Annotated in this window: 27 protein-coding genes and 1 other annotated feature; of the genes, 14 read left to right on the forward strand and 13 right to left on the reverse strand. The window is 61.4% G+C overall.

The window, feature by feature from the left end; all coding sequences use genetic code 11:
- Nucleotides 1-9: 9 nt before the first annotated feature.
- Nucleotides 10-1248: an MFS transporter gene (locus tag RG540_RS05455; RefSeq protein WP_038585490.1), complete on the reverse strand. Its 1239-nt coding sequence runs from the start codon at nt 1246-1248 to the stop codon at nt 10-12.
- A gap of 291 nt (nt 1249-1539) precedes the next feature.
- Between RG540_RS05455 and aspS the strand changes: the two genes are divergently transcribed.
- Nucleotides 1540-3522, forward strand: a complete 1983-nt coding sequence (gene aspS / locus RG540_RS31560) for an aspartate--tRNA ligase (RefSeq protein ID WP_407668867.1) — start codon at nt 1540-1542, stop codon at nt 3520-3522.
- 70 nt (nt 3523-3592) lie between these two features.
- Here the strand turns inward: aspS and RG540_RS05465 are convergent, their stop codons facing one another.
- Nucleotides 3593-4747, reverse strand: a complete 1155-nt coding sequence (locus RG540_RS05465) for a serine hydrolase domain-containing protein (RefSeq protein ID WP_038585496.1) — start codon at nt 4745-4747, stop codon at nt 3593-3595.
- Between the two features lie 334 nt (nt 4748-5081).
- Between RG540_RS05465 and RG540_RS05470 the strand changes: the two genes are divergently transcribed.
- Together RG540_RS05470 and RG540_RS05475 are read left to right on the forward strand one after the other, a co-directional pair.
- Complete coding sequence (locus RG540_RS05470) at nt 5082-5402, forward strand: DUF1236 domain-containing protein (protein ID WP_038585499.1); 321 nt, start codon at nt 5082-5084, stop codon at nt 5400-5402.
- Between the two features lie 104 nt (nt 5403-5506).
- Nucleotides 5507-5564, forward strand: a sequence feature (sul1 is cis-regulatory element that is thought to sense ions involved in sulfur or methionine metabolism; They are found in Alphaproteobacteria).
- Between the two features lie 80 nt (nt 5565-5644).
- Entirely contained in the window at nt 5645-7132 is a 1488-nt protein-coding gene (locus RG540_RS05475) for a SulP family inorganic anion transporter (protein WP_038593111.1), read from the forward strand.
- A 70-nt stretch (nt 7133-7202) separates the two neighbouring features.
- Here the strand turns inward: RG540_RS05475 and RG540_RS05480 are convergent, their stop codons facing one another.
- The gene (locus RG540_RS05480; protein ID WP_038585502.1) at nt 7203-8393 is read right to left on the reverse strand and encodes a YdgA family protein; all 1191 of its coding nucleotides are present in this window, start codon (nt 8391-8393) and stop codon (nt 7203-7205) included.
- Between the two features lie 258 nt (nt 8394-8651).
- On the opposite strand from RG540_RS05480, the gene parC reads away from it, so the two are divergent.
- Nucleotides 8652-10934 carry a DNA topoisomerase IV subunit A gene (gene parC, locus RG540_RS05485; RefSeq protein ID WP_038585505.1) on the forward strand — a complete coding sequence of 761 codons (2283 nt, stop codon included), beginning with the start codon at nt 8652-8654 and terminating at the stop codon, nt 10932-10934.
- Here parC and RG540_RS05490 read toward each other — a convergent pair whose 3' ends face one another.
- From RG540_RS05490 to RG540_RS05520, 7 genes are all read right to left on the reverse strand, one after another.
- Nucleotides 10935-11321 carry a type II toxin-antitoxin system death-on-curing family toxin gene (locus RG540_RS05490; protein ID WP_038585509.1) on the reverse strand — a complete coding sequence of 129 codons (387 nt, stop codon included), beginning with the start codon at nt 11319-11321 and terminating at the stop codon, nt 10935-10937. It abuts the gene before it with no gap.
- The gene (locus tag RG540_RS05495) at nt 11321-11542 is read right to left on the reverse strand and encodes an AbrB/MazE/SpoVT family DNA-binding domain-containing protein (RefSeq protein WP_038585512.1); all 222 of its coding nucleotides are present in this window, start codon (nt 11540-11542) and stop codon (nt 11321-11323) included. Before RG540_RS05495 ends, RG540_RS05490 begins: the two co-directional genes overlap by 1 nt.
- 60 nt (nt 11543-11602) lie before the next feature.
- Complete coding sequence (locus RG540_RS05500) at nt 11603-12478, reverse strand: DMT family transporter (protein WP_038585515.1); 876 nt, start codon at nt 12476-12478, stop codon at nt 11603-11605.
- A 9-nt stretch (nt 12479-12487) separates the two neighbouring features.
- A complete protein-coding gene (locus tag RG540_RS05505) occupies nt 12488-13249 on the reverse strand; it encodes an arginyltransferase (protein ID WP_038541835.1) in 762 nt (253 codons plus the stop codon).
- A 126-nt stretch (nt 13250-13375) separates the two neighbouring features.
- Entirely contained in the window at nt 13376-13834 is a 459-nt protein-coding gene (locus RG540_RS05510) for an RDD family protein (RefSeq protein ID WP_038585518.1), read from the reverse strand.
- Nucleotides 13835-13895: 61 nt separating this feature from the next.
- Nucleotides 13896-14909: a porphobilinogen synthase gene (gene hemB / locus RG540_RS05515; RefSeq protein ID WP_038585521.1), complete on the reverse strand. Its 1014-nt coding sequence runs from the start codon at nt 14907-14909 to the stop codon at nt 13896-13898.
- 93 nt (nt 14910-15002) lie between these two features.
- Entirely contained in the window at nt 15003-15383 is a 381-nt protein-coding gene (locus tag RG540_RS05520; RefSeq protein ID WP_038585523.1) for a cupin domain-containing protein, read from the reverse strand.
- A 117-nt stretch (nt 15384-15500) separates the two neighbouring features.
- Here RG540_RS05520 and RG540_RS05525 point away from each other — a divergent pair, with 117 nt between their 5' ends.
- Nucleotides 15501-15938: a DUF6163 family protein gene (locus tag RG540_RS05525; RefSeq protein WP_038585526.1), complete on the forward strand. Its 438-nt coding sequence runs from the start codon at nt 15501-15503 to the stop codon at nt 15936-15938.
- A gap of 233 nt (nt 15939-16171) precedes the next feature.
- Nucleotides 16172-16687, forward strand: coding sequence for a transcriptional regulator LdtR (ldtR, locus tag RG540_RS05530; protein WP_038549003.1), 516 nt, complete (start codon nt 16172-16174; stop codon nt 16685-16687).
- Nucleotides 16688-16822: 135 nt separating this feature from the next.
- On the opposite strand, the gene RG540_RS05535 is transcribed toward ldtR, so the two are convergent.
- A complete protein-coding gene (locus RG540_RS05535) occupies nt 16823-17059 on the reverse strand; it encodes a hypothetical protein (RefSeq protein ID WP_038541845.1) in 237 nt (78 codons plus the stop codon).
- 121 nt (nt 17060-17180) lie between these two features.
- Nucleotides 17181-17402, reverse strand: a complete 222-nt coding sequence (locus RG540_RS05540; protein WP_038585529.1) for a hypothetical protein — start codon at nt 17400-17402, stop codon at nt 17181-17183.
- A gap of 420 nt (nt 17403-17822) precedes the next feature.
- On the opposite strand from RG540_RS05540, the gene RG540_RS05545 reads away from it, so the two are divergent.
- From RG540_RS05545 to RG540_RS05565, 5 genes are all read left to right on the forward strand, one after another.
- Nucleotides 17823-19154 (forward strand): L,D-transpeptidase family protein, encoded by a 1332-nt coding sequence (locus RG540_RS05545; protein ID WP_038593113.1) that lies wholly within the window; start codon nt 17823-17825, stop codon nt 19152-19154.
- A gap of 177 nt (nt 19155-19331) precedes the next feature.
- Nucleotides 19332-20621, forward strand: a complete 1290-nt coding sequence (gene glyA, locus RG540_RS05550) for a serine hydroxymethyltransferase (protein WP_038585531.1) — start codon at nt 19332-19334, stop codon at nt 20619-20621.
- A 62-nt stretch (nt 20622-20683) separates the two neighbouring features.
- Nucleotides 20684-21163: a transcriptional regulator NrdR gene (gene nrdR, locus RG540_RS05555; RefSeq protein WP_007771094.1), complete on the forward strand. Its 480-nt coding sequence runs from the start codon at nt 20684-20686 to the stop codon at nt 21161-21163.
- Nucleotides 21164-21165: 2 nt separating this feature from the next.
- Nucleotides 21166-22443, forward strand: a complete 1278-nt coding sequence (gene ribD, locus RG540_RS05560) for a bifunctional diaminohydroxyphosphoribosylaminopyrimidine deaminase/5-amino-6-(5-phosphoribosylamino)uracil reductase RibD (RefSeq protein WP_038585535.1) — start codon at nt 21166-21168, stop codon at nt 22441-22443.
- Nucleotides 22443-23057, forward strand: coding sequence for a riboflavin synthase (locus RG540_RS05565; RefSeq protein ID WP_038585537.1), 615 nt, complete (start codon nt 22443-22445; stop codon nt 23055-23057). Before ribD ends, RG540_RS05565 begins: the two co-directional genes overlap by 1 nt.
- A 14-nt stretch (nt 23058-23071) precedes the next feature.
- Here the strand turns inward: RG540_RS05565 and RG540_RS05570 are convergent, their stop codons facing one another.
- Complete coding sequence (locus tag RG540_RS05570) at nt 23072-23593, reverse strand: GNAT family N-acetyltransferase (RefSeq protein ID WP_038593116.1); 522 nt, start codon at nt 23591-23593, stop codon at nt 23072-23074.
- Nucleotides 23594-23800: 207 nt separating this feature from the next.
- Here RG540_RS05570 and ribH point away from each other — a divergent pair, with 207 nt between their 5' ends.
- From ribH to RG540_RS05585, 3 genes are read left to right on the forward strand one after another with little or no spacing between them, the layout of a single operon-like run.
- Nucleotides 23801-24259, forward strand: coding sequence for a 6,7-dimethyl-8-ribityllumazine synthase (ribH, locus tag RG540_RS05575; protein WP_038585539.1), 459 nt, complete (start codon nt 23801-23803; stop codon nt 24257-24259).
- Between the two features lie 3 nt (nt 24260-24262).
- On the forward strand, nt 24263-24742 hold the full coding sequence (gene nusB, locus RG540_RS05580) for a transcription antitermination factor NusB (protein WP_038593118.1): 480 nt from the start codon (nt 24263-24265) through the stop codon (nt 24740-24742).
- Between the two features lie 31 nt (nt 24743-24773).
- Complete coding sequence (locus RG540_RS05585; protein ID WP_038585541.1) at nt 24774-25997, forward strand: MFS transporter; 1224 nt, start codon at nt 24774-24776, stop codon at nt 25995-25997.
- Nucleotides 25998-26135 lie beyond the last annotated feature (138 nt).

The raw sequence follows: 26135 nt of genomic DNA on the forward strand, positions 1-26135 counted from the left end.
GTTTAACCTTTATTGGCGCTCGTCTTTATCGGGCGGGCCGGCAAGCCTGTTGAAATAGGCTGATGTCCGAAGCAGCGAGCGGAAACGCCAGGAACGCTGCGATGGCGGCACCGAGGGGCGCGCCCGCATGCGCCTCAGCGTGAAGATCATGAAGCCCAGGAAAATGAACGAGGTGTAGGCGAAAAAGGCGCGGGGTCCGTAATATTGCAGCAGGATCGAGGCGAGCAGCGGCCCGATCGTCGCTCCGACCGACCAGTAAAACAGCAGTCCGGCGGAAACCAGCGCGTGTTCGCCCGGCTTGGCGTAATCGTTGCCATGCGCCGAGCACAGCGAATAGAGCGGCATCGAAAAGGCGCCGAACAGGAAGACGCTGACGATATTGGCGGTCTCGCTGGTGCCCGCCCCGAAGGAGAGGTAGGCGCCGGTTATGATCGAGCCGATCGTCGTCCACAGGATGACGCGGCGTCGGTCGAGCCGGTCGGAATAGATACCGAGCGGATATTGCAGCACGACGCCACCGATAATGCCCGCGCTCATGAAAGTGGCGATCGAAGTGATGCTCATGCCGATCTCTGCCGCATAGATCGGCCCGATATTGCGGAAGGCCGCCATCGACAGGCCGACCGAGATGACGCCGACGACCGCAAGCGGCGAGATGCGCCAGACGGCCTTGAGGTCGAAAGCGATTGCCTGCGGCGGCGCAGGGCTGGATTTGTCGGCGATCGAGATCGGTACCAGCGACAGGATCAGCGCGATTGTGATGATGTTGAAGATAAACGGGCCTTCGATGCCGACGGTCGGGATGATGTATTGCGCCACCGTCACCGAGCCGAGATCGACGAAACGGTAGATGGAGAGCGTGCGCGCCCGGTTGGCATTGGTGACCTTGGCGTTGATCCAGCTCTCGACCGTCGCAAACAGGCTGGCGACCGCGAGGCCGGTCACGAAGCGCATCGCGAACCAGAAGGTCGGGTCGACGATCATCGACATGCCGATCGAAGCGGACGCGGTCACCGCGGCCATCGCCGAGAAGGTGCGGATATGGCCGATCTGGCGCAACAGCCGTGTCACATACATGCAGCCGAAGGCAAACCCGATGCTGTAGCCTGCGCCGATCATGCCGATCGTCGAGGGCGAAAAGCCCTCAGCCGAGCCGCGCAACGCGATATAGGTGCCCTGCAACCCGTTGCCGCCAATCAGGATGCCTGCGGTGACGAGGAGGGGGATCAACGGACGGATATGGCTCATCGGGAGGGCTTTGCACGGGAATCGGGAGAGGTTTTGGATGGTTCTACCCGTTCTATATCCCGAACCATCGGCAGGGCCAGCGATAAGCGACACGCTTGGTCTTTCTAATGTGAGCGCCTCATGGAGAGGGCGATGCGCGGCCTGTTCGGGGCTGCCGCGGCAGGCTGACCGCGGCTGGATGTCCCGTCATTCCGCATCGGCGTTTTGGGCGGCAGATCGGTTCTACCTTGACAAAGCATGTCCATCATGCGCTTTTCCCGCCGATTTTCCGTAAAGCCGGCAGGCCGTGCCATGCACGCCAAAAGACCGCAAAACTTAACCGTCCAGGATACTGAAATGCACCGTTACCGCAGCCATACCTGTGCCGCCCTCAAAAAGTCCGACGTCGGATCGACCGTCCGCCTGTCCGGCTGGGTGCATCGCGTGCGAGATCACGGCGGCGTGCTGTTCATCGACCTTCGCGACCATTACGGCATGACCCAGGTCGTCGCCGATCCGGACAGCCCCGCCTTCAAGACCGCCGAGGTCGTCCGCGGCGAGTGGGTCATCCGCATCGACGGCCTCGTCAAGGCGCGCTCCGAAGACACCGTCAACAAGGGCATGGCGACCGGCGAAATCGAACTCTACGCCCAGGAGATCGAAGTGCTCTCCGCCGCCAAGGAACTGCCGCTGCCGGTATTCGGCGAACCGGACTATCCGGAAGACGTGCGCCTCAAGTACCGCTTCCTCGACCTGCGCCGCGAAACCCTGCACCGGAATATCGTCAAGCGCACCCAGATCATTTCCGACATGCGCCGCCGCATGGGCGAGATCGGTTTCGCCGAATATTCGACGCCGATCCTGACCGCCTCCTCGCCGGAAGGCGCGCGCGACTTCCTGGTGCCCAGCCGCATCCATGAAGGCAAGTTCTTCGCCCTGCCGCAGGCGCCGCAGCAGTACAAGCAGCTGCTGATGGTTGCCGGCTTCGACCGTTATTTCCAGATCGCTCCCTGCTTCCGCGACGAAGACCCGCGCGCCGACCGCCTGCCGGGCGAATTCTACCAGCTCGACCTGGAAATGAGCTTCGTCACCCAGGAAGACGTCTGGAACACGATGGGTCCTGTCATGACCGGCGTGTTCGAACAGTTCGCCGAAGGCAAGCCGGTCACCAAGGACTGGCCGCGCATTCCCTACGACGTGGCGATCCGCAAATACGGCTCCGACAAGCCGGACCTGCGCAACCCGATCGAGATGCAGGCCGTCACCGAACATTTTGCCGGTTCCGGCTTCAAGGTGTTCGCGGGCATGATCGCTTCGAACCCGAAGGTCGAGGTCTGGGCGATCCCGGCCAAGACCGGTGGTAGCCGCGCGTTCTGCGACCGCATGAACGCCTGGGCGCAGTCGACCGGCCAGCCGGGCCTCGGCTACATCTTCTGGCGCGGGCCTGAACTTGTTGATGAAGCGCCAGCGCAGGCCCTTATCCAAGAGGGCTATGACAAAGGATCAAACGCTAAGCATGCACAAGGTGTGCAAATGCTTGAAAAAATCCGCGAAGAAAACCAGCAGAGACTTCAAAAACACAAAGAAGAGACTGGCGGTATTCCCGAGGCTGCAGGCCCGCTTGCCAAAAACATCGGTATAGACAGAACTGAGGCGATCCGGAATCAACTTGGGTTGGATATTGGCGACGCCTGCTTCTTCGTCGCCGGCGACCCGGCCAAGTTCTACAAGTTTGCAGGCGAGGCACGTACCCGCGCCGGCGAGGAACTGAACCTCGTCGACCGCGACCGTTTCGACATGTGCTGGATCGTCGACTTCCCGTTCTACGAATGGAGCGAAGAGGAAAAGAAGCTCGATTTCGCCCATAACCCTTTCTCCATGCCGCAGGGCGGCATCGAGGCGCTGGAAAACCAGGATCCGCTGACGATCAAGGCATTCCAGTATGACGCGGTATGCAACGGCTTCGAAATCGCCTCCGGTTCGATCCGCAACCAGTCGCCGGAACTGATGGTCAAGGCCTTCGAAAAGGTCGGCCTCAGCCAGGCGGATGTCGAGGATCGCTTCGGTGGCATGTATCGTGCTTTCCAGTACGGCGCGCCTCCGCATGGCGGCGCTGCCTTCGGCATCGACCGAATCGTCATGCTGCTTGTCGGTGCCAAGAACCTGCGCGAAGTGACGCTGTTCCCGATGAACCAGCAGGCGCAGGACCTCTTGATGGGCGCCCCGTCGCCGGCCACCCCGCAGCAGCTGCGCGAACTCGCCATCCGCGTCATGCCGACGCCGAAGAAGGACTGAGTTCTCTGAACAACAGAAAAAGCCCGGCCAAGTGCCGGGCTTTTTGATTCAATCTCTGAGGATGACCGGCCTAAATGTCGGCAGCGACGGCCTTTTTCAGGTCGAACGTGAACTGGCCCGACATGCCTTCGAGCGTCGTATTGGTCAGCCCCACCAGCGTGACTTTTCTCGTCAGGTCCATGAACCAGTGGTGACCGTAGACGCCGCCCCATTGCAGCGAGCCGGGGGACACCGGCAGTCCTGCCTTTGCCGGATCGCGCACGATCGCCCAGCCGAACCCGAACCCGAAACCCGGCCGCGTTGGCTCCAGCAGATCGCCGATCTGGTTGGTCATCATGGCCCCGACCGTCTTTTCGGACAGCAGCGGCGCGCCGCCCTTGCGGATGGCTTCGAGCACGGTCAGCACGTCGGAGGCGGTACCGGCCATGCCGCCACCGCCGGAATGGAAGGAGGCGGGATTGAAGATGCGGTCCGGCGCGAATGTCACCGTGCCAGTGAGGACGGGCACTTTTTCCGTTTCACCCATCCGCTTCGGCTCGGGTGAAACATCGACGTAAGGGGCCGCGAGCCGGCTGCGGTCGGTGACGGTGAAGCCGGTATCGGAGAGGCCGAGCGGCCGCATCACCAGTTCGACGACGGCCTCGCCGAGGCGCTTGCCTGTTTCCTTTTCGATGACCCCGCCGAGCACGTCCATCGAGACCGAATATTGCCAGCCGGTGCCGGGTGCGAAGAGCAGCGGCACAGAGGCGATGCGGCGCAGGTTCTCGTCAAGCGAAAGGCCCGGCTGGTCGACGCCGTCAGAAACACCGGCCTGGACATAAGGTCCTTCTTCCAGATGGAAACAATAGCTGAGGCCGGACGTGTGGGTGAGAAGGTGCCGGATCAGGATCGCTGGTTCACGGCCGTCTTCGAGGCGTGGCCGGAAGTCCGGCAGCCATTTCGTCACCGGATCGTCGAGGTCGATGCGGCCCTGTTCGATCAGCCGCATGGCGGCGATGGTGACGATCGGCTTGGTTATCGAGGCAAGCCGGAAGATCGTGTTCTCTTGGGTCATGAGGCCCGCTTCCCGGTCCGCCAATCCGGCGGCGCGGCGGTAGACGATCTCGCCATCTCTGGCGATCATCACCACGGCACCGACGAGGCGTTTGGCGGCGAGCGCGCTGTCGATCGCCGCGTCGATCGTGGGGAAGGATATCTGAGCAGATGGATGGATTGGCAAATTCATGGGACAAAACCTTCGCTAAAGACGCTTTTATCTAGGGTCGCTTCAGCGAGGGGCGATCCGGTCGGCGACAAAAACATTGAGCGACATGCTGGAGACGATCGAGGACGACAGAACTGTTCAGTTTCATATTCTCGATCAGCCGCCAGCCGGGAGCCGATCAAATGGACTTAGGCAGCAAGTCAGGCTGTCCCCGCCTCGTCACCGCAATCTTGTCGCTTGCGCCTGCCCGTGGCGTCAAGACGCCGCCCCTGGCTTTCCCGTGCGTCGGGCGAATAGGGGAACCATATCCGCGCGCTTGTGTTGTTAGGGCAGGCAGAAGCATAGGAGTTACGACATGCACAAGACCCTATTGGCCGCGTCGGCGGTCCTGATCGCGCTTTCCGGTGCGGCTTACGCCCAGACGACGATCGTCACCCAAGATCCGGTCACCACCAATTCGACGGTCGTTCTGCCTGGCGAAGTTCGCACCTATGTCATGGAGCAGAGCGTACCGTCGGTTTCCTATCAGGGCGACATCGCTGTCGGGACTGCCCTTCCCGATACCGTCGAGGTCCACACCGTCGATGGTTACGATGATTACGCCTATACGGTCGTCAACGACCGCCGCGTCATCGTCAATCCACAGACCCGGACCGTCATCCAGGTTCTGGAATAATTTCATCCGGCTCTTTCCGAGCAACAAAAACCCGGCGAGCGATCGCCGGGTTTTCTATTCGTGACATTGCGCCGCAGCATCCCACCGTCTATGGTTTGCCATCACAAGGACTCGGGTGCGACTCCCGAGTGGCTCTTCCGGCCGCCGATCCGCAGGACAACGCAAAGCATCAGCCTCATTTACGTCTGGTCACACCTGGATAACCCTCCCGGCGGATGCGATTTTTTTGCGAACTTTTCCTCATGAACAGAATTTCAGCTTACCGCCGCGAATGGTTTTTCAACATTCGCGGCGACGTTCTCTCAGGCATTGTCGTAGCGCTGGCGCTTATTCCGGAAGCCGTCGGCTTTTCGGTCATCGCCGGCGTCGATCCCAAGGTCGGCCTCTTTGCCTCGGTGGCAATCGCCTGCGTCACCGCGCTCACCGGCGGCAGACCGGCGATGATTTCCGCTGCGACCGCATCGACCGCCGTGCTGATGGGGCCGCTGGTTCGCGATTACGGCATCCAGTATCTGTTTGCAGCGACGCTCCTGATGGGGCTGCTGCAGATCCTCGCCGGCTTCCTGAAGCTCGGGCGGCTGATGCGTTTCGTGTCGCGCTCGGTGATGACAGGCTTCGTCAATTCGTTGGCGATCCTGATCTTCATCGCCCAGATACCTCAGCTCATCAACGTTCCGGGCGTGACCTACGTTCTCATCGCGGTGGCGCTTGCTGTCATCTATCTGTTCCCCTACGTGACGAAGGTGGTCCCGTCGCCGCTGGTCGCAATCGTCGTGGTGACGGTCGTGGCACTCGTTTTCGACATCAATGTCCACACGGTCGCCGATCTTGGGGAAATGCCGACCTCGCTGCCTGCCTTCGGCTGGCCGCAGGTGCCGCTGACCTTTGAAACCCTGCAGATCATCTTTCCCTATTCCGTCGCGCTTGCCGCCGTCGGGCTCCTGGAATCGCTGCTGACGGCGCAGATTGTCGACGATATGACGGATACGACAAGCAGCAAGAGCCAGGAGTGTTTCGGCCAGGGCTCCGGCAATATCGTCGCAGCGCTGTTTGGCGGCATGGGCGGCTGCGCGATGATCGGCCAGTCGGTGATCAACGTCACGTCCGGCGGGCGAGGGCGGCTGTCGACATTCGTCGCCGGTGCCTTCCTGCTGGTACTGCTGCTCGTGCTCGACGATGTGCTGAGGGTGGTTCCGGTGGCAGCACTCGTGGCGGTAATGATCATGGTCTCGATCGGCACCTTTTCCTGGAAGTCCGTCGTCGACCTCAAGCGCCATCCGGGAACCTCGTCGATCGTCATGCTGGCGACCGTCGCGACCGTTCTCGCCACGCAGGACCTGTCGAAGGGCGTTCTGGTCGGCGTCCTGCTCTCCGGCATCTTCTTCGCCGGCAAGGTCGCACGGCTCGTCCGCGTCCGCTCGGAGCTTTCCGCGGATGGTCGTGTCCGGACCTATCAGGTGGAGGGCCAGATCTTCTTCGCTTCCGCCGAAAGCCTGCTCAAGTCCTTCGACTTCGATGAGCCGGTGGCAACCGTGCTGATCGACGTAAGCGACGCGCATCTGTGGGACATTTCCGCGGTGGGCGCGCTGGACGACGTCGTCCTCAAATACCGCCGTAGAGGCGTGGACGTGACGGTGCACGGCGCCAACGAGGCGAGCGCCGGCATGATCGACCGCTTCGCACTCCATGACAAGGACCATGCCTCGATGACGAGTTCCTCGGCCCATTAAAGGATCGGCCCATTAAAGGAAAAGCCCCGGCGATCTCCCGCCGGGGCTTTTCGAATCCAGCCCGAAGGCCTCAGTCGTTGGCGGTGACCTTGACGCCGAGAACCTTCGGCAGCGTGTTCGGAGCGCCCATTGCGGCGCCCATGATCATCGGGAAGGGGACGGCATCGGCCGGTTCCGCGGTGATCGTGAAGCTGCCGGGCTTGTCGAGATAGCTGTTGACCGCAGCGCTCACCATGTTCTGCAGTTCCGGCACGTTGTACTGCGCCAGCATCATTGGCGTCATGCCCTTCAGCATCTGCGCCATGGCTTCGCCCGTGGTGCCCTGGCTCTTGCCGGCGTAGTCGAGCGCCTTCTTGGTAATGCCGGCATCCTCGAAGCGGATTTCGGCGCTGTTGAAGGTGAGGCGCTGCATCAGGCCGAGCATCGCAAGGCCCGCGGCCTGCTGGGCCTGTTCCTTGTTCGGATTGGCTTCCATCGCCTTGGCAGTTTCGTTCGCGGACTTGATGAAGTCGAGCGTGTAGCCGGATACGCTGAAAGCGAGGTTGAGCTTGCCGACCTTGGCGAAATCGATCGCGTATTCGTCGATCTCCAGATTTCCATCCGCCAGTGTCCAGCTTCCCGTCATGTTCACCTTGCCGTCGATCGAAGTGACGCCGAGTTGCTGCAGCGTGTCCTTGGCCTGGGCATCATCGACGAGGCTGAGGTCGCTCTTGACCCCGTTCACCTGAAGGTCGAAGCCGACGGAGGAGCTGTCGTCGGCGACCTCGGTGGTGAGGTTCACGCCATCGACCGAAAAAGCCTGCTTGCCGTCGACGGTAGCGGTCATCTTGCCGACATGCGCTTCGTCATAGAGCATGATCGCATCGAGGCCGTCGCCGCTTGGATTGCCGGGGACGGTAAGGCCGCTGATCGCGATATCCGAGGCGGTGAAGACCGTCTTGTCCTGGCTGGTGTTGACGTTGTCGAAAGTGACCTTCTCGACCGTGTAGCCGCCATTATTCTCTTCGACACCCTCGAACTTCACCGTGCCGAGCGGCAGGTTCTGCTTGCCGGCCTGGACCAGCAACTTGGCATTGGTGAGCGTCACGTTCGACCCGCTGACGGTGGCCTTTTCAGCCGAGAAACCGGCGCCGCCCTGGATCGAGAGCGCGCCGTTGATCTTGGTGACGAGATCGTTGCCGTCGAGCGCGAATGCCGGGCCGGCGAAAGTCGAAAGCGCTGCGCCGGCGAGCAGAAGCCGGGCCTTGGTGGAGTATTGCATCGGAGTTCCTCCTGGCGGGCGATGGTCCGGCCCGCGTTCCGTTAGGGTTTTGTCGATAGTTCGGTCTGCTTGTTCGCGGGACCTTATAGGCAAGCCGGGTAAAAGGTTTATGGCTTTGTTCCACATTCCTTTCGTCAAAATTGCGGCTGACGATTCAGGGTAAATCAAACACTGATTTTAGTCCGGGAAAAGCCTTCATCCACAGGCTGTCGCCGGTACTTTCTTGCCGAGAATCGGGCTTTCCGCTAGTCAAGGCCCATGGGAAAAAATCTGACACCACCGGGCGGTGACGGCGGCGACCACATCCTGCCCGTCGATCTGAAAGCAGCGCTCGAAGAGCGCTACCTCGCCTATGCGCTTTCCACCATCATGCACCGTGCGCTGCCGGACGTGCGCGACGGCCTGAAACCCGTCCACCGCCGTATCGTCTATGCGATGAGCGAGATGGGCCTGCGCCCCAACGCCGCCTTCCGCAAATGCGCAAAGATCGTCGGCGAGGTGATGGGTAATTTCCATCCGCACGGCGACCAGTCGATTTATGACGCACTGGCGCGCCTGGCGCAGGATTTTTCGCAGCGTTATCCGCTCGTCAACGGCCAGGGCAATTTCGGCAATATCGACGGCGATAGCCCCGCCGCGATGCGTTATACCGAATCGAAGATGACGGCGGTCTCCGAACTGCTGCTCGAAGGCATCGACCAGGACGCGGTGGATTTCCGCGACACCTACGACGAGTCGAATTCCGAACCGGTCGTACTGCCCGGCGCATTCCCGAACCTGCTGGCCAACGGCACGTCGGGCATCGCAGTCGGCATGGCGACGTCGATCCCGCCGCACAATGTCCATGAGCTGTGCGATGCCGCGCTGCACCTGATCAAGAACCCGGCGGCGACCATCGAGGATCTGATGGCGGATCCGGCCGAGCCTGCCAAGGGCGGCATCGAAGGCCCCGATCTTCCGACCGGCGGCATCATCATCGACAGCCGCGCCTCGATCGTCGAAGCGTATAAGACCGGCCGTGGCGGTTTTCGCGTTCGTGCGCGCTGGGTGATCGAGGATCTCGGCCGCGGCGGTTATCAGATCGTCGTCACCGAAATTCCGTTCCAGGTGCAGAAGTCCAGGCTGATCGAGAAGATCGCCGAGCTGCTGCTCGCCCGCAAGCTGCCGCTGCTCGAAGACGTGCGTGACGAATCGGCCGAAGACGTGCGCGTCGTGCTGGTGCCGAAGAGCCGTACCGTCGATGCGACCCTGCTGATGGAATCGCTGTTCAAGCTTTCCGAGCTGGAAACCCGCCTGCCGCTCAACATGAACGTGCTCTCCATGGGCCGGGTGCCCAAGGTGATGGCGCTCAACGAAGTACTGCTGGAATGGCTGGCGCATCGACGAGACGTGCTGGTCCGCCGTTCGCGCTTTCGGCTGGCTGCGATCGACCGGCGCCTGGAAATCCTCGGCGGTCTGCTGATCGCCTACCTCAATATCGATGAGGTGATCCGCATCATCCGCGAGGAGGACGAACCGAAGCCTGTCATGATGCAGCGCTGGTCGCTCTCCGACATCCAGGTCGAGGCGATCCTCAACATGCGGCTGCGCGCCTTGCGCAAGCTCGAAGAGTTCGAGATCCGCACCGAGCACGACAACCTCACCAAGGAGAAGGCGGATATCGAATCGCTGCTGGCTTCCGAGGACAAGCAGTGGCGGGTGATCGAGCACGAGATCCAGGACGTCCGCAAGAATTTCGCCAAGGGCCGGGGCAAGCCCTATGCGCGCCTGACGACCTTCGCCGATGCGCCGGATGCCGATATCGACGCGATCAACCAGTCGATGATCGAGAAGGAGCCGATCACCGTCGTCGTCTCGCAGAAAGGGTGGATCCGCGCGCTGAAGGGACATATCTCGGATACCTCGACCCTGACCTTCAAGGAAGGCGACGGGCCGAAGATCGCGTTTACGGCCCAGACCACCGACAAGCTGCTGCTCGTCACGACGGGCGGCAAGGTCTATACGCTCGGTGCCGACAAGCTGCCGGGCGGCCGCGGCCATGGCGAGCCGATCCGCATCATCGTCGACATGGAGAACGACCAGGACATCCTGACCGCGTTTGTCCATGATCCGCATCGCAAGCTGATCCTTGCCTCCACCGCCGGCAACGGTTTTGTCGTCGTCGAGAGCGAGATGATCGCCAATACCCGCAAGGGCAAGCAGATCATGAACGTCGCCATGCCCGACGAAACGAAGCTGGTCGTGCCGGTCTCGGGCGATCACGTCGCGGTCGTCGGTGAAAACCGCAAAATGCTGGTCTTCCCCTTGTCGCAGCTGCCGGAAATGACCCGTGGCAAGGGCGTGCGCCTGCAGCGCTACAAGGACGGCGGCATTTCCGACATCCGCTGCTTCACCATGGCCGACGGCCTTTCCTGGGAAGACAGCGCCGGCCGCTCGTTCACCCGCAACAAGGACGAACTGCTGGAATGGATCGCCGACCGCGCCACCGCCGGCCGCGCCGTTCCGAAGGGCTTTCCGCGGAGCGGGAAGTTTGCGGGGTGATCAGGTGAGGAGAACGGTGTGATCGCGCAGGAAACGCGTCGCGCCGTCCTCGTCGATCTCGCCGGCGGCGACCGCGAGGACGAACTTGTAGAGAATGGTTTCATCGGTTTCGATGAAATAGCCATTGTCCATCAGAAATACACCCGCTGCGACGATAGCGATCCGCTTATTGCCATCGATAAAGGCGTGGTTCATGGCCAAGCCGAAGAGGTATGCGGCGGCTAGTTCAATTAGATCGTTACAGCCGTAAGAGATCTTGTTGAGTGGGCGCGCCAAAGCAGATTCCAGGGCGCCTTCGTCTCGCAGACCATAGGAGCCGCCGAATTTTTCGATCTGTCGTTTATGCAGATGCTCGACAACGGGCCGCGACAGGAAGTTGAACTGCATTATTCAGCCAACTTCTTCAGCGCGACCTTGTACTTGTCCATGAAACGTTCCGCATGTTCGAGCTGGCGTGCAAAATCATCGTCGATCGGCTTCAGAACCAGTTGCCCCGCTTCTTCAGCCAAATTGACGTTGTCTCCCGCCTTCAGGCCCATGCGGTCCAGAACTTCCTTCGGAATGATGATCCCCTCGGAGTTTCCGATCTTGCGAATAGCGACATTCATGAATTTATCCTCATGTTGCAACGGAGTTATAACATGGGGAGGCAGCGCTGAAAAGTCTTCTCAAACAGGCGATTCCGTCCGCAACCTCTCCACGCGCCGCATCTGCCAGGCCGAATAACCGATCAGTGCTAGTACCAGGATGGAGCCGCCCAAGAGCGTGCGGGAGGATGGGATTTCGGCGAAGATCAGCCAGACCCAGATCGGTGCGAGGATGGTTTCGAGCAGGTAGAACATGCCGACCTCGGGGCCGGAGAGATATTTCGGGCCGGTCGCAAGACACCAGAAGGCGAGCGGCATCATGATCGCGCCGTCGAACACCACCCAGACGGGGTCCGCGACCGAAAAGCCGTTGCTGGCGACGAAGGAAAGCCCGATCGTTGCCGGAATGATGGTCGCGACCAGCGGCACGAAGCCCATGTCGATGCGCGCTGCCCGGCTGAGCGTGATCGCTAAGGCGAGCAGGAACGACGCGGTTGCCGCCAGCACATCGCCAAAAATATGCCCGCCGGCAAGCCCGCCCGAGACGATCAGGCCGACGCCGAAAAACATCACCAGCATGGTGACGAGTGTCGAAGGCGAGGGACGTTCCTTCAGGACCAGCCAGCCGAGAATGGCGGCATACATCGGCGTGAAGGCGACGATGAAGACGACATTGGCGGTCGCCGTGTTGAACACGGCGCCGAGGAAGGCGATCGTCGAAATACCGTAGCAGAAGCCGGCGGCAAGCCCCGCTTTTCCGGGGATCAGCACTGGGCGGGTCGAGCCGAAGCGGCGGACGAGCAGCCAGAGGATGATGGCGGCGGCGAAGGTCGCGGTGCTGCGCAGCGCAACAGTCGACCACATCTCGCCATGCCCGAGCCGCACCAGCGGCACGTCGAAGGAGAGCGCAAGGCCGCCGATGGCGGTGAGCACGAGGCCCTTTTTATGATCGTTCATGGGATGATTTCAGATGTCCGTGGCGGGATCGAAGATTTCCCAGCCGCGCGGGGTCAGGTGTTCCTGGGGTTGGAAGCGGGTCTTGTAGCCCATCTTCGCCGAACCCTTCACCCAATATCCGAGATAGACATGCGGCAGGCCAAGCGTCCTGGTGCGGGCGATATGGTCGAGGATCATGAACGTGCCGAGCGAGCGCTTTTCATACTCGGGATTGAAGAAGGAATAGACCATCGACAGGCCGTCGCTCATCATGTCGGTAAGTGCGACGGCAAGCAGTTCCCCCTTCGGCTCGACGCTGATGCCGGAGCCCGGCTCGCGGCGCCGGTACTCGATGATGCGGGTGTTGACATGCGTGTCTTCGACCATGATCGCATAGTCGAGCGCCGACATGTCGGACATGCCGCCCCGCTGATGGCGGTCGTCGAGATAACGGCGGAAGAGCGAGAACTGTTCGGTGGAGGGCTGCGCGGGGTAGACCGTCGCGATCACGTCGCGATTGGTGGCAAGAACCCGTTTCATCGAGCGCACGGGCTCGAACTCGTGAGCGAGGATGCGCACGGAAATGCACGCGCGGCATGATTCGCAGGCCGGCCGATAGGCGATGTTCTGCGAACGGCGGAAACCGCCCTGGGTCAGTAGGTCGTTCATCTCGGCGGCGCGAGCGCCTACCAGGTGAGTGAAGACCTTTCGCTCCATTTCACCCGGGAGATAGGGACAAACTGCCGGGGCCGTCAGGTAGAACTGCGGTGAGGGCGTTGCCTGGGTATTCATTGCGTCGTGGCAGTCCGGTCTTTAGGGTCGTAATGTCATACCATGGCGCATAAAAGTAAAACGTCAACCATATGCTGCGGCAGGCAGCAGGCTAGTGCCATAAACTTTCGGCCAGTAGCGTAATCGTTACGACGTACGCACCACGACAGTGCCAAGCAGCAGGTCGTGCACGAGGCGCGAACGCTCGATGAATAGGCCCGCGAGCAGAATGAGCGGCGTCAGCACCGAATTGATGATCCAGAAGATCACGGTGTGGGCCATGGCGGTGAGGAAATCCATCTGCCGGCCGTCGAGCCGCACCATGGCGAGCCCCATGGCGCGCATGCCGGGCGAGGCCTGGGCCGAGCCGCCGAGCGTCATCCCGAAATAGAGAAGCGCGACGATCACGAACAGCACCGGATAGAGCATGAAGCCGAGCCCGAGCGTGATGATGCCGAGGAAGAACACCACGACGGCTGCCGGAATGCACAGCAGCAGGACGATCACATAGTCGATGATGAAGGCGAACACCCGGCGCGAAAGAACGCCGCTATAGGCGCGCCAGTCGTCCGGTGCGGCATAGGCCGGGTTCGGGTCGAGGCTCATCGTTTCAACATCTCCTGTTTCTCCCCGATGATATGGGAAGAGACCGCTCCGGCAACAAGGCTTATCTGTTTTTCGCCAGTTTCCTGGCCACATCCACCGCAAAATATGACAGAATCCCATCGCAGCCGGCGCGCTTGAAGCAGAGCAGCGTCTCCATCATGATCCGGTCGCCGTCGATCCAGCCGTTCATGGCTGCCGCCTTGATCTGGGTATATTCGCCGGAGACCTGGTAGGCGAAGACGGGCAGGCCAAATGCTTCCTTGATGCGCCAGCAGATGTCGAGATAGGCGATGCCGGGCTTGACCATCAGCATGTCGGCGCCTTCCTCGACGTCGAGGGCAGCGTCCCGCACCGCTTCGGTGCCGTTGGCCGGCGAGATGTAATAGCTGTTCTTGTCGCCCTTCAAGAGGCCGCGTGTGTTGATCGCCTCGCGATAGGGGCCGTAGAAGCCGGACGAGAATTTCGTCGCGTAGGACATGATGCCGACATCCTGGTGGCCACTCGCATCCAGTCCGCGGCGGATCGCGCCGATGCGGCCATCCATCATTTCCGACGGCGCGATGATGTCGGCGCCGGCATCCGCCTGCATGACGGCGGCGCGGACGATCTGGTCGACCGTCTCGTCGTTGACGATGATGCCGTCCCTGAGAATTCCGTCATGGCCGTGGCTGGTGAACGGATCGAGCGCCACGTCGGTGATGATGCCGATATTCGGCACCGCTTTCTTGAAAGCGGCGGTCGCCTGGTTGATCAGGTTGTTGGCGACCAGGCTGTTGGAGCCAGTCTCGTCGCGCAGTTCCATCTCGATATCGGGGAAAGTGGCGATCGCCGGAATACCGAGATCGGCCGCTTCCTTCACCGCCTCGACCGCCTTGTCGACGCTCATGCGGTTTACGCCCGGCATGGCGGCGATCGGATCGACGATGCCGGTGCCGGGAACGATGAAGATCGGCCAGATCAGATCGTCGACCGTCAACCGGTTCTCCTGCACCAGCCGACGCGTCCAGTCGGCCTTGCGGTTGCGCCGCATGCGGCGGTGGCCGGTGATCTCGTCGACCAGATGCGTCTTGTCCATGACAAAGTCTCCAACTTCTCATCCCGTGCGCGCGTCATTATCATGCAGCGCGCCATTTGCGAATGGGAACGATCGCCGCAGTTGAGGCTCGGGCTAGATCCAGAGATCGTTTTGAGCCGTACGCTCGCCGCCCTCGTTGCCGGTGTTCAAAACGCCACGCGGCTCGATCACCATCATCTTCACCTCCTCTTCGGCGAACGGCTTGTGCTGCACCCCCTTCGGCACCACGAACATTTCGCCTGGGCCGATCTCAACGCTGCCGTCGCGGAAGTCGATCCGCAAATGGCCTTCGATAACAATGAAGGCTTCATCCGTTTCCGGGTGATCGTGCCAAATGAAATCGCCTTCGATGCGGACGAGCTTGAACTGGTAGTCGTTCATTTCGGCGACGACGCGTTGCTGCCAGAGGTCGGGTATCCGTCCCAGCTTCTCGGCGAGGTTTATCGGCGTATGTGAAAAGTTCCGCTGGGTCATGCCTTCTCCATTGATTGGCGGCAAACCCTATCAGGACAAGGCGCAGGGCTCTTGAACGATCGTGCAGACGACTGGCTGGTACTGGCGGGCGGCGGCCGTGGCGGCTAGTGTAGTCCCATGGAACCCGATTCACTCACGGTGCCGAAGCGCACGCTGACCGAAATTCTCTACGTGGCCTTCCTCAGGCTGATCGCGATCGCCTGTTTCTGGTTCGGCCTGCAATATTGGGCGATGCTGGTCGGTTATTCGCTGAAGGGCATGGCCCGCTTCGATCTGCTGACGCTTCCCTGGAAGGTGGCGGCGTCTTCGCTTGCCGTGCTGTTTCCAGTCGCCTCGCTCGGTCTGTGGCTCACCGTTTCCTGGGGACCTGTGCTCTGGACGATCGCTGCAATCTCGCAGGTGTCGATGTATATCGTCTGGCCGGAGATTTTCGGGCACAATCGGCTCGTGCCTCTCATGCACGGCCTCGTCGCAGCGCTCTATGTCGTCTTTCGGCTCTCCTTATGGGTTGAAGCGCGCCGCAAGGCGGAGCGGGTAAGAATTGATTCACCTTGAAATTAAAGCTTTGACGGCCTGAATTGACCAGAAATTCGCCGCTAAGTGATTGATTTATTTTAAATCTGAATGATCGCATCCCAGGCCGGCGAGGGCGGGCCGGAATTCGAAGGAACGCGTTAAGCGCTTGTTAAGCCTATGTTTTAAGTCGAATTTTATGCGTATTGGATAGTGTCTGTCTCAAGGCGGGAAGAAACAAACACCGCCAAACAAAACAGGATGAGGCAGTCATGATGAACACGAAACTGAAGCCGCAGGCGGCACCGGCAGTAGCAGATCCGCATGAAGACACCATTCGCGCCCTCTACATGGAATCGCTGCATCTGGTCGAGCGCCTGCATCGCCGCCTTCTCGATGTGATCAAGGACGAGTTCGACCGCCAGGGTCGCGACGACGTCAACGCCGTCCAGGCGCTCCTGCTTTTCAACATCGGCAATTCGGAACTGACGGCCGGCGAACTGCGCTCCCGCGGTTACTATCTCGGCTCGAACGTCTCCTACAACGTCAAGAAGCTGGTCGACCTCGGCTTCATCAACCACCAGCGCTCGCGCATCGACCGCCGCTCGGTCCGCATCAGCCTGACGCCGGAAGGCCAGGCGATCGCAGAAACCGTCGGCAAGCTCTACGAGCGCCATATAGGCTCGATCGAAAAGGTCGGCGGCATCGGCGAGGGCGAATTCTCTCAGATGAACAAGCTGCTCCAGCGCCTCGACCGCTTCTGGAACGACCAGATCCTTTACCGCCTTTAATCCACCGGGGGCTTGCGAAACACTCCATTACCTCCAGTCATGCGGTGCTACGCAAAAGCGTAACGGGGTGTCGGAAGACGCGCCGTTACGCTTGTTTGCGTGCAAGCCGCGTAGCCGCTCAGCCGCAGATCCAGCCTATCGCTGAGCCAGCAGGGCGCGGCCGGCGTTTCGGATGGTGAGGGCCGAATCCGCCATCTGGGCAATCAAGCCGGCAGTCATCGCTGAGGCGAGGGTCTCGGTATAGTCTTCGCCCTGGAGACCGTGCTTTTTGCAATAGTTCTGGACGGCTCCGCGTGTGGAGGTCGGCGAGACGCCAAACTTGTTGTTCTGGAAAGCATTGACAATAATTTGGTATTTTTCGTCCAGGGTCACGGTAGCTCTCCAATGGGTGATGTATGGGGTGCCTACCAGTATGGGGGCCTGGTTGATAGCTGTATTCTGCCATATGCGTCGGAATACACTCCATTGCGTCCGTTTGCGGCGCAATGTCTGCCTACAACGCGGTCGCCGCGACCCGGCGTATTTCGGTTGTCATGTCCGCAAACAGTGAGGAAAGGTCGAGCCATCCGTCCGGCCTGCGGCCCGTCACCTTTTCGGGCCATCCGCAGACGCCGTCCTGTCCGACATAGCCGACACATTGCGGCGCGGTTTCGTCGCGAAAATGCAGGACAGCCAGCTTTCCAGGCTCAAGGGCCTCGATCGGGTACCAGTTCAATTCTCATATTCCTCACTTTGACGGGCAACTTTTAGCCAATCCGCTTGTCCCAGGCTTACGGCTTTTACGTTTCCAAACGAGGGCTTGATGTCCAGAATGCCGGGCCGGTTCCGTAAAAGAGGCAGGTCGCGGATCGACGATCCCGCAGCCCCTTCCGGGAACGCTTGCGTTCGCAGGGTGTGGCGCATATGCCGCTTGAAAAAATCACGTGCCAACACGGCTTTGTGACGCGCAAGTACCTGACACGAATTGGCCATATTGCTATGGGACCGGCTGGATGCAACGGGCTGGCGGGAATTCGCGCTTTCATAACATTGCGATGACGACGAAGCCCTTTGCGGCTGCGCTAACTTTTTGCGCGTTCTTAACCATATCCCTGTAGGCGTCTTTGATGCTGCTCGGGACCAGATGGGTACTATGATGTCAAAGAAGATCGGATCTGAAGCTCTTTCCCGCCGTGCCTTGCTTCGCACGGCCGTCTCTGCCGGTGTTGCCGCACTTGCAGCGCCGGCATTCGCCCAGACGGCGATGGATGATCTGATCAATGCGCCTCGCCGCGGCACCTGGGACGACCAGTTCGACGCCAAGGCCGCATCCAGAACCGCCGTCAATGTCGTCTCCAACAATCCGGTGCTCGGCGCCGGCGGACCGGCGAACATCCAGCAGGCGATCGTAGACTACCAGCAGATCGTTGCAAACGGCGGCTGGCCCGAGGTCAATCCCGGCCAGCAGCGCCTGCGTCTTGGCGTCGTCGATCCTTCCGTGCAGCAGTTGCGCCAGCGTTTGATGATATCTGGCGACCTGCCGCGCGAGGCGGGTATGTCTTCGTCGTTCGACAGCTATGTCGACGGCGCTGTGAAGCGTTTTCAGGCCCGCCACGGACTGCCCGCCGATGGCGTGATGGGCGAGTTTACCGTCAAGGCGATGAACATATCGGCCGACGTGCGCATGCGCCAGCTGGGGACCAACCTGGTGCGCCTGCAGTCCATGTCCGGCGATCTCGGCTCCCGCTACGTCATGGTCAATATTCCGGCCGCCTACATCGAAGCGGTGGAAAACGACCGCGTAGCGCTGCGAACCAATGCTGTCGTCGGGCGCATCGACCGTCCGACACACGCCATCAACTCGAAGATCTACGAGGTCATCCTCAACCCCTATTGGACTGCGCCGCGCTCGATCGTCGAGAAGGACATCGTGCCGCTGATGCGCAAGGATCCGACCTATCTCACCCGCAACAACATCCGCCTGATCGATGGCAAGGGTAACGAAGTAGCGCCGGAAACGGTCGATTGGTTCGCGCCGAAGGCGCCGAACCTGATGTTCCGGCAGGACCCCGGCAAGATCAACGCCATGGCCTCGACGAAGATCAACTTCCACAACCCGAACAACGAATACATGCACGACACGCCCCAGCAGGGCCTGTTCAACAAGCTGATGCGCTTTGAGTCCTCCGGCTGCATGCGTGTTCAGAACGTCCGCGACCTCATCACCTGGTTGCTGCGCGACACCACCGGCTGGTCGCGCCAGGAGATCGAGCGGGTGATCTCGACGCGCCAGAACAATCCGATCAAGCTTGCCGTGGAAGTGCCGGTCTATATCGTCTACATCACCGCCTGGTCTGCGAAGGACCGCGTCGTGCAGTTCCGCGACGATATCTACGAGCGTGACGGCAACCAGGAACTGGCGCTGCAGACGACCACCGGCATCGAAAAGCCGGCCGGTGCTGCCGACGACGATCTGCTGCCGCAATAAGATCGGCTTCTTTTTCCGTCCATGAGAAGCCGCATCCGCCAAGGGTGCGGCTTTTTCGTTTTCTAAGAGCATCTCCGCGTCTTCCGGCGAGCAAATGTCGTTCCCCGTATTGCTCTGTGCAAGGCGTAAGGCTAAGACGCGACATTGCAATGCCCACCCCTTTGAGGAGCCTCGCACATGTCGAACACCGACGTCTTCTTCTCCCGCCCGCTCGCAGAATCCGATCCGGAAATCTTTGGCGCGATCGAGAAGGAACTGGGTCGCCAGCGCCACGAAATCGAGCTGATCGCTTCGGAGAACATCGTTTCCCGCGCCGTGCTTGAGGCGCAGGGTTCGATCATGACCAACAAGTATGCGGAAGGTTACCCGGGCAAGCGTTATTACGGCGGTTGCCAGTTCGTCGACATCGCCGAGGAACTCGCCATCGAGCGCGCCAAAAAGTTGTTCGGCGTCAATTTCGTCAACGTCCAGCCGAATTCCGGTTCGCAGATGAACCAGGCCGTGTTCCTGGCGCTGCTGCAGCCCGGCGATACCTTCATGGGCCTCGACCTCAACTCGGGCGGGCACCTGACGCACGGTTCGCCGGTCAACATGTCCGGCAAGTGGTTCAACGTCGTCTCCTACGGCGTGCGCGAAGGCGACAACCTGCTCGACATGGACGAAGTCGCCCGCAAGGCCGAGGAAACCAAGCCGAAGCTGATCATCGCCGGCGGCACCGCCTATTCCCGCATCTGGGACTGGAAGCGTTTCCGCGAGATCGCCGATTCGGTCGGCGCCTATCTGATGGTCGACATGGCCCATATCGCCGGTCTGGTTGCCGGCGGCCAGCATCCGTCGCCGTTCCCGCACTGCCATGTCGCCACCACGACCACGCACAAGTCGCTCCGCGGTCCGCGCGGCGGCGTCATCCTGACAAATGACGAGGAACTGGCCAAGAAGTTCAATTCTGCGGTCTTCCCGGGTCTCCAGGGCGGTCCGCTGATGCACATCATCGCCGCCAAGGCGGTTGCCTTCGGCGAAGCGCTGCAGCCAGACTTCAAGGACTATGCCGCCCAGATCGTCAGGAACGCCAAGGCACTCTCCGAAACGCTGATGGCCGGCGGCCTCGACATCGTCTCCGGCGGCACCGATAACCACCTGATGCTGGTCGACCTGCGCAAGAAGAACGCCACCGGCAAGCGCGCCGAGGCGGCCCTCGGCCGTGGCTACATCACCACCAACAAGAACGGCATCCCCTTCGACCCGGAAAAGCCCTTCGTCACCTCCGGTATCCGTCTCGGGACGCCTGCCGGCACGACGCGCGGTTTCAAGGAAGCGGAATTCAAGGAGATCGGCAATCTCATCATCGAGGTTCTCGACGGCCTGAAGGTCGCCAATTCCGACGAAGGCAATGCCGGCGTCGAAGCCGCCGTGCGCGACAAGGTCGTGGCGCTCACCGGCCGCTTCCCCATGTATCCCTACATGTGATCCCAATCGGTACCAACGGGGACCGCATCTCGCGGTCCCTCTTGCAAGCCTAAGGAGAGGCGATGCGCTGCCCCTATTGCGGTTCGGAAGACACGCAGGTCAAGGATAGTCGTCCGGCGGAGGATTACACCTCCATCCGCAGGCGGCGTATCTGCCCGGATTGCGGCGGTCGCTTCACGACGTTTGAGCGCGTGCAGCTTCGCGAACTGATGGTCACCAAGAAGACCGGCCGCAAGGTGCCGTTCGACCGCAACAAGCTGGTACGGTCGTTCCAGATCGCTCTGCGCAAGCGCCCGGTCGACAATGACCGTATCGAGCGGGCGGTTTCCGGCATCGTCCGCCGGCTCGAGAGCTCGGGCGAGAACGAGATTTCGTCGGAAGAGATCGGCCTGCAGGTGCTGGAGGCATTAAAAAGCCTCGATGACGTCGCCTTCGTGCGCTACGCCTCCGTCTATCGCGATTTCTCGCATGCGGAGGATTTCGAAAAGGTGATCCAGGAGATCAACGCCAAGATCGCCCGCGATCCCGGCATCGAGCCGTAATCATGACGAGCGCTGCCGAAGACCGGTGGTTCATGGCGTCGGCGCTGCGCCTGTCGCGGCTTCATACCGGCCAGACAGGCACCAATCCTTCGGTCGGCTGCGTGATCGTCAAGGACGGCGAGGTGGTCGGCTCCGCCGTCACCGCACCGGGCGGGCGGCCGCATGCGGAAACCCAGGCGCTCGATATTGCCGGAGAGAAGGCGAGGGGAACGACCGTCTATGTCACGCTCGAACCCTGCTCGCATTATGGCCGCACCCCACCTTGCGCCAACGCGCTTGTCGAGGCGGGCGTCGCTCGCGTCGTCATCTCGCTGACCGATCCCGATCCGCGCGTCTCCGGCCGCGGGATCGCCATTTTGCGCGATGCCGGGATTATCGTAGAGACCGGCCTGATGGAGGAAGAGGGACGCCGGGCACTCGCCGCCTACCTCACCCGCCAGACGAAGGGCCGCCCGCATGTGACTCTGAAGCTTGCCGTTTCCGCCGACGGCATGCTCGGCCGCCGCGGCGAGGAAGTGTCGATCACCGGACCCGATGCGCGGGCTGACGTACACAGGCTGCGGGCTGAGGCGGATGCGATCCTTGTCGGTATTGGCACCGTTCTGTCCGATGATCCGGAGTTGACGGTACGCATTCCCGGGCTGGAGAAGCGCTCCCCGACCCGTATCGTGCTGGACCGGCGGCTGGAACTGCCGCTGACGTCCAAGCTGGTGCAGACGGCGAGGAATGTGCCGGTGATCGTGGTGGCAGCGCCGGGTTCAGCCTTGCAGGTTGAGGATGGGGCAGCCCCCCCCTCTGCCCTGCCGGGCATCTCCCCATCAAGGGGGGAGATCGGCAAGGCGCAAGCTCCCGGTTCATCTTCAGCCGCATCCTCTGCCGCACCTACGTCCGAGGCGGAGCGAGCGGGTGCTCCATCGATCTCCCCCCTTGAGGGGGAGATGCCCGGCAGGGCAGAGGGGGGTATCCCGGGAGACAAGCGCGAGAAACTGATCGAGGCTGGCGTCGAGATCATGGACAGCACCGAACTCGATATCCTCCTGGCGATCCTTGCAGTTCGCGGCATCTCCTCGCTTTTGGTCGAAGGCGGCGCAACCGTCGCAAGAGCTTTCCTCGAAGCAAGCCTCATCGACCGCGTCATCCTGTTCCAGGGCACCGGCATTGTCGGCGAAGGCGGGCTTGAATCGCCGCTGACGCCATCCGATATGCCGGCAGGATTTAAGCTCGTGCGCGAGGAAAGCTTCGGGCCGGATCGCTGTTTCGAATACGAAAGAGGTTTCTGATGTTCACCGGAATTGTCACCGATGTCGGCACGGTCGCGGCAACGACGCCCATGGATGAAGGCGTCAAGCTCAGGATCGCCACCAATTACGACCCGAAAACCATCGACATGGGCGCCTCGATTTCCCATGGCGGCGTCTGCCTCACGGTAACAAACCTGCCTGACGAAGGCAGCAACGAGCGCTGGTTCGAGGTCGAGGCCTGGGAAGAGGCGCTGCGGCTGACGACGATCGCAGCATGGACCGAGGGCACGCGCGTCAATCTTGAGCGTGCTTTAAAGATCGGCGACGAACTCGGCGGCCATATCGTCTCCGGCCATGTGGACGGCAAGGCGGAAATTCTTGGCATCGAACATGAAGGTGAGGCGGTCCGCATCCGTCTTCGGGCACCCGAAGCGCTTGCCCGGTTCGTTGCGCCGAAAGGCTCGGTCGCGCTGGACGGCACATCGCTGACCGTCAACGCCGTCGAGGGCACCGATTTCGACGTTCTGCTGATCCGCCACACGCTCGTCGTCACCACCTGGGGTGATCGCAAGGCGGGCGACTTCGTCAACTTCGAAGTCGACACGATGGCGCGTTACGCAGCACGGCTCGCGGAATTCCCGGCGAAAAGCTGACGGCGCCTCGGCGATCAGTTTTCGCGCGCCAGCACCACGATCGGGCCATGGTAGTCGGCGCAGGCGAACTCGCGGAAGCCAAGTTTCGCGGCGACCTTCAGCGACGCGCCGTTTTCGGGGTTGATGATGCAGGTCATCCGGCGATCGGAAAAATGGGCCTCGCCCCAGGAGATCATCGCGCCCACCGCCTCGGTCGCGTAACCGCGGCCGTGGACGGAAGGGATGAGTGCCCAGCCGGTCTCGAGCGTCCCCTCGATCGAGGGCTGAAACTCGCGGCGCATGTCCTGGAAACCAGCTTCGCCGAGAAAACGCCCGGTTGCCTTCTCTTCGATCGCCAGGAACCCGAAACCCATCAGATGCCACATGCCGTTGACGCGCAGCATACGGCTCCAGCTGGTTTCGCGGGACGAGGGGATGCCGGAAATATAGCGGACCACGTCCGGCTCGGCCCAGAATTCCGCATAGGTCTCGAACTCCTCCAGTCGATGAGGACGCAGGATCAGCCGTTCGGTTTCGAGGGTCGGGATGGTGGTCATGGCGGGCTCCATGGTGCGGGATGGCACTGATCTTTATCGCGCCTCGCTCAGGTATTCCCGATTCGCATCGCTGCGCTCAGCGAAAATTGCTTGCCATTCCCCTCAGAGCGTGTTTTGACCGCCACCTGCCCGAGACCCATATGAATATCGGCCCGCTTTGAAGGCGATATCGATCTCATGCTGGGCCGATTTGAACAAAGGTGAATCATGTCACGCGAAACCGCTCCACACCTCCTCGTCGTCGAGGCGCGTTTCTACGACGATATGTCCGATGCGCTGCTCGATGGCGCGACCCATGCGCTGAAGGCGGCCGGGGCGACCTATGACGTGGTCACCGTTCCGGGTGCGCTCGAAATCCCGCCGGCAATCGCCATGGCGCTCGATGCGTCGGAAGAAGGTGGCACCGATTACGACGGTTTCGTCGCGCTCGGCATGGTCATCCGCGGCGAGACCTACCATTTCGACATCGTCTCGAACGAATCCTCCCGTGCACTGATGGACCTCGCCGTGTCGGAATCGCTGGCGATCGGCAACGGCATCCTCACCTGCGAGAACGACGAACAGGCATGGGCACGTGCCCGCCGTTCGGACAAGGACAAGGGCGGCTTTGCCGCCAGTGCAGCGCTGACCATGATCGCGCTGCGTGACAAGCTGAACGGTGGTTGATTGATGGCCAAGGAAGGCGAACACCCGGTCAAGCCGGCAAACCAGCGTGGCGCCGCTCGCCTGGCGGCCGTGCAGGCGCTCTACCAGATGGATGTCGGCGGGACCGGCGTGCTGGAGGTCGTGGCCGAATATGAGGCGCACCGCCTCGGCCAGGAACTCGACGGCGACACCTATCTGAAGGCCGACGCCTCCTGGTTCCGCTCGATCGTTGCTGGCGTCGTGCGCGACCAGGTGAAGATCGATCCGCTGATCCGCGCCTCGCTGCAGGAAGACTGGCCGCTGTCGCGTCTTGATTCGACGCTGCGCGCCATCCTGCGTGCGGGTACGTTCGAGATCCTCGAGCGCAAGGACGTGCCGGTGGCCGTCATCGTTACCGAATATGTCGAGATCGCTCACGCCTTCTTCGGCGAGGAAGAACCGCGCATCGTCAACGCTGTCCTCGACCGTATCGCCAAGCAGGTGCGCGGCGAAACCAAGAAATAATAAGCCAAAAACAACTCGGGATGGGACAAGCATGGACGGTGCGGTGAACGGTCTTCAGGCACAGATGAGCACCGCCCGGCGCAGTGTCGCCTTGCTGGCCGGGGCTCAGGCAGTCCTCGGTTCGGCCCCACCTCTGGTTTTCGCGCTTGGCGGTCTCGTCGGGTACCAGTTGCTCGGCGACGACAAGTCGCTGGCGACCGCGCCGCTGACCGGCTTCAACATCGGCATGGCGGCGGGCGCCATCGCGGTTGCCATCGCATCGCGGTTCCTCGGCCGCAAGACGAGCTTCATGCTGGGCTCGGTCCTCGGAGCGCTTGGTGCCGCGACTGCGGCGATCGCGCTCTTCCATGCCAACTTCTGGCTCTTTGCGACCGGTCTGCTTCTGATCGGCCTTTGCAACGGCTTCAGTCAGAAGATCCGCTTTGCCGCAGCCGATGCCTCGCCTTCCTTCTACAAGCCGAAGGCGATCTCCTGGATTCTCGCGGCCGGCATCGTCTCGGCGGTTCTCGGACCACAGCTTGCGATCTGGACCAAGGACCTGCTGTCACCGGTGCTGTTCGCCGGCGCCTTCGTGGCCGTCATTCCGCTCTATCTGATCGCCCTGGTGATGCTGTCGCCGCTGAAATTGCCGCAGTTGAGCGGCGGCCAGACTGCTTCGGTGCCTGCACGCCCGCTCGGCGAGATCGTCGTCACCCAGCGGTTCCTGACCGGCATGATCTGCGGCATCTCCTCCTATGCGCTGATGACCTTCATGATGACCGGCGCGCCGCTTGCCATGGTGATCGGCTGCGGTTTCCCGTCGGAAATGGCCACCCTCGGCATCCAATGGCATGTGCTCGCCATGTTCGCGCCGAGCTTTTTCACCGGCATGCTGATTTCCCGCTTCGGCGTCGAAAAGATCGTCGCCGCCGGGCTGGTGATCCTGATGGGGTGCGCCGTGATCGCCCATATGGGCATCGAGCTCTGGAACTTCTGGGGCGCGCTGGTGCTGCTCGGCATCGGCTGGAATTTCGCCTTCATTGGCTCGACCGCGATCGTTGCCTCCAGCTACCGCCCGCATGAGGCCGACAAGGTACAGGGTTTTCACGATATCATCCTGTTCACCACCGTCGCGTTGTCCTCCTTCTCCTCGGGCAAGGTGTTCACTGCCTACGGCTGGTCGTTCATGAATCTGATCATCTGGCCGGTCACGATCGTCTGCCTCGGTCTGGTGCTGGCGCTGATGTTCAAACGCTCTTCCGTGAAATCCGCCTAGAGTCTTGCCCCTTCGGGGCTTGACGCCAATTCATCTCCACCGCAATCTCCCGTCCGCGCAGGCGATCCCGGATTCCTTGGGAGGGGAGCGGTCGGCTGCGCGGGAATGCGCACTATGGAGTATTGCGGCGGACTTTGC

The sequence above is a fragment of the Neorhizobium galegae bv. orientalis str. HAMBI 540 genome (assembly GCF_000731315.1).
GTDB classification, from domain to species: Bacteria; Pseudomonadota; Alphaproteobacteria; order Rhizobiales; family Rhizobiaceae; genus Neorhizobium; species Neorhizobium galegae.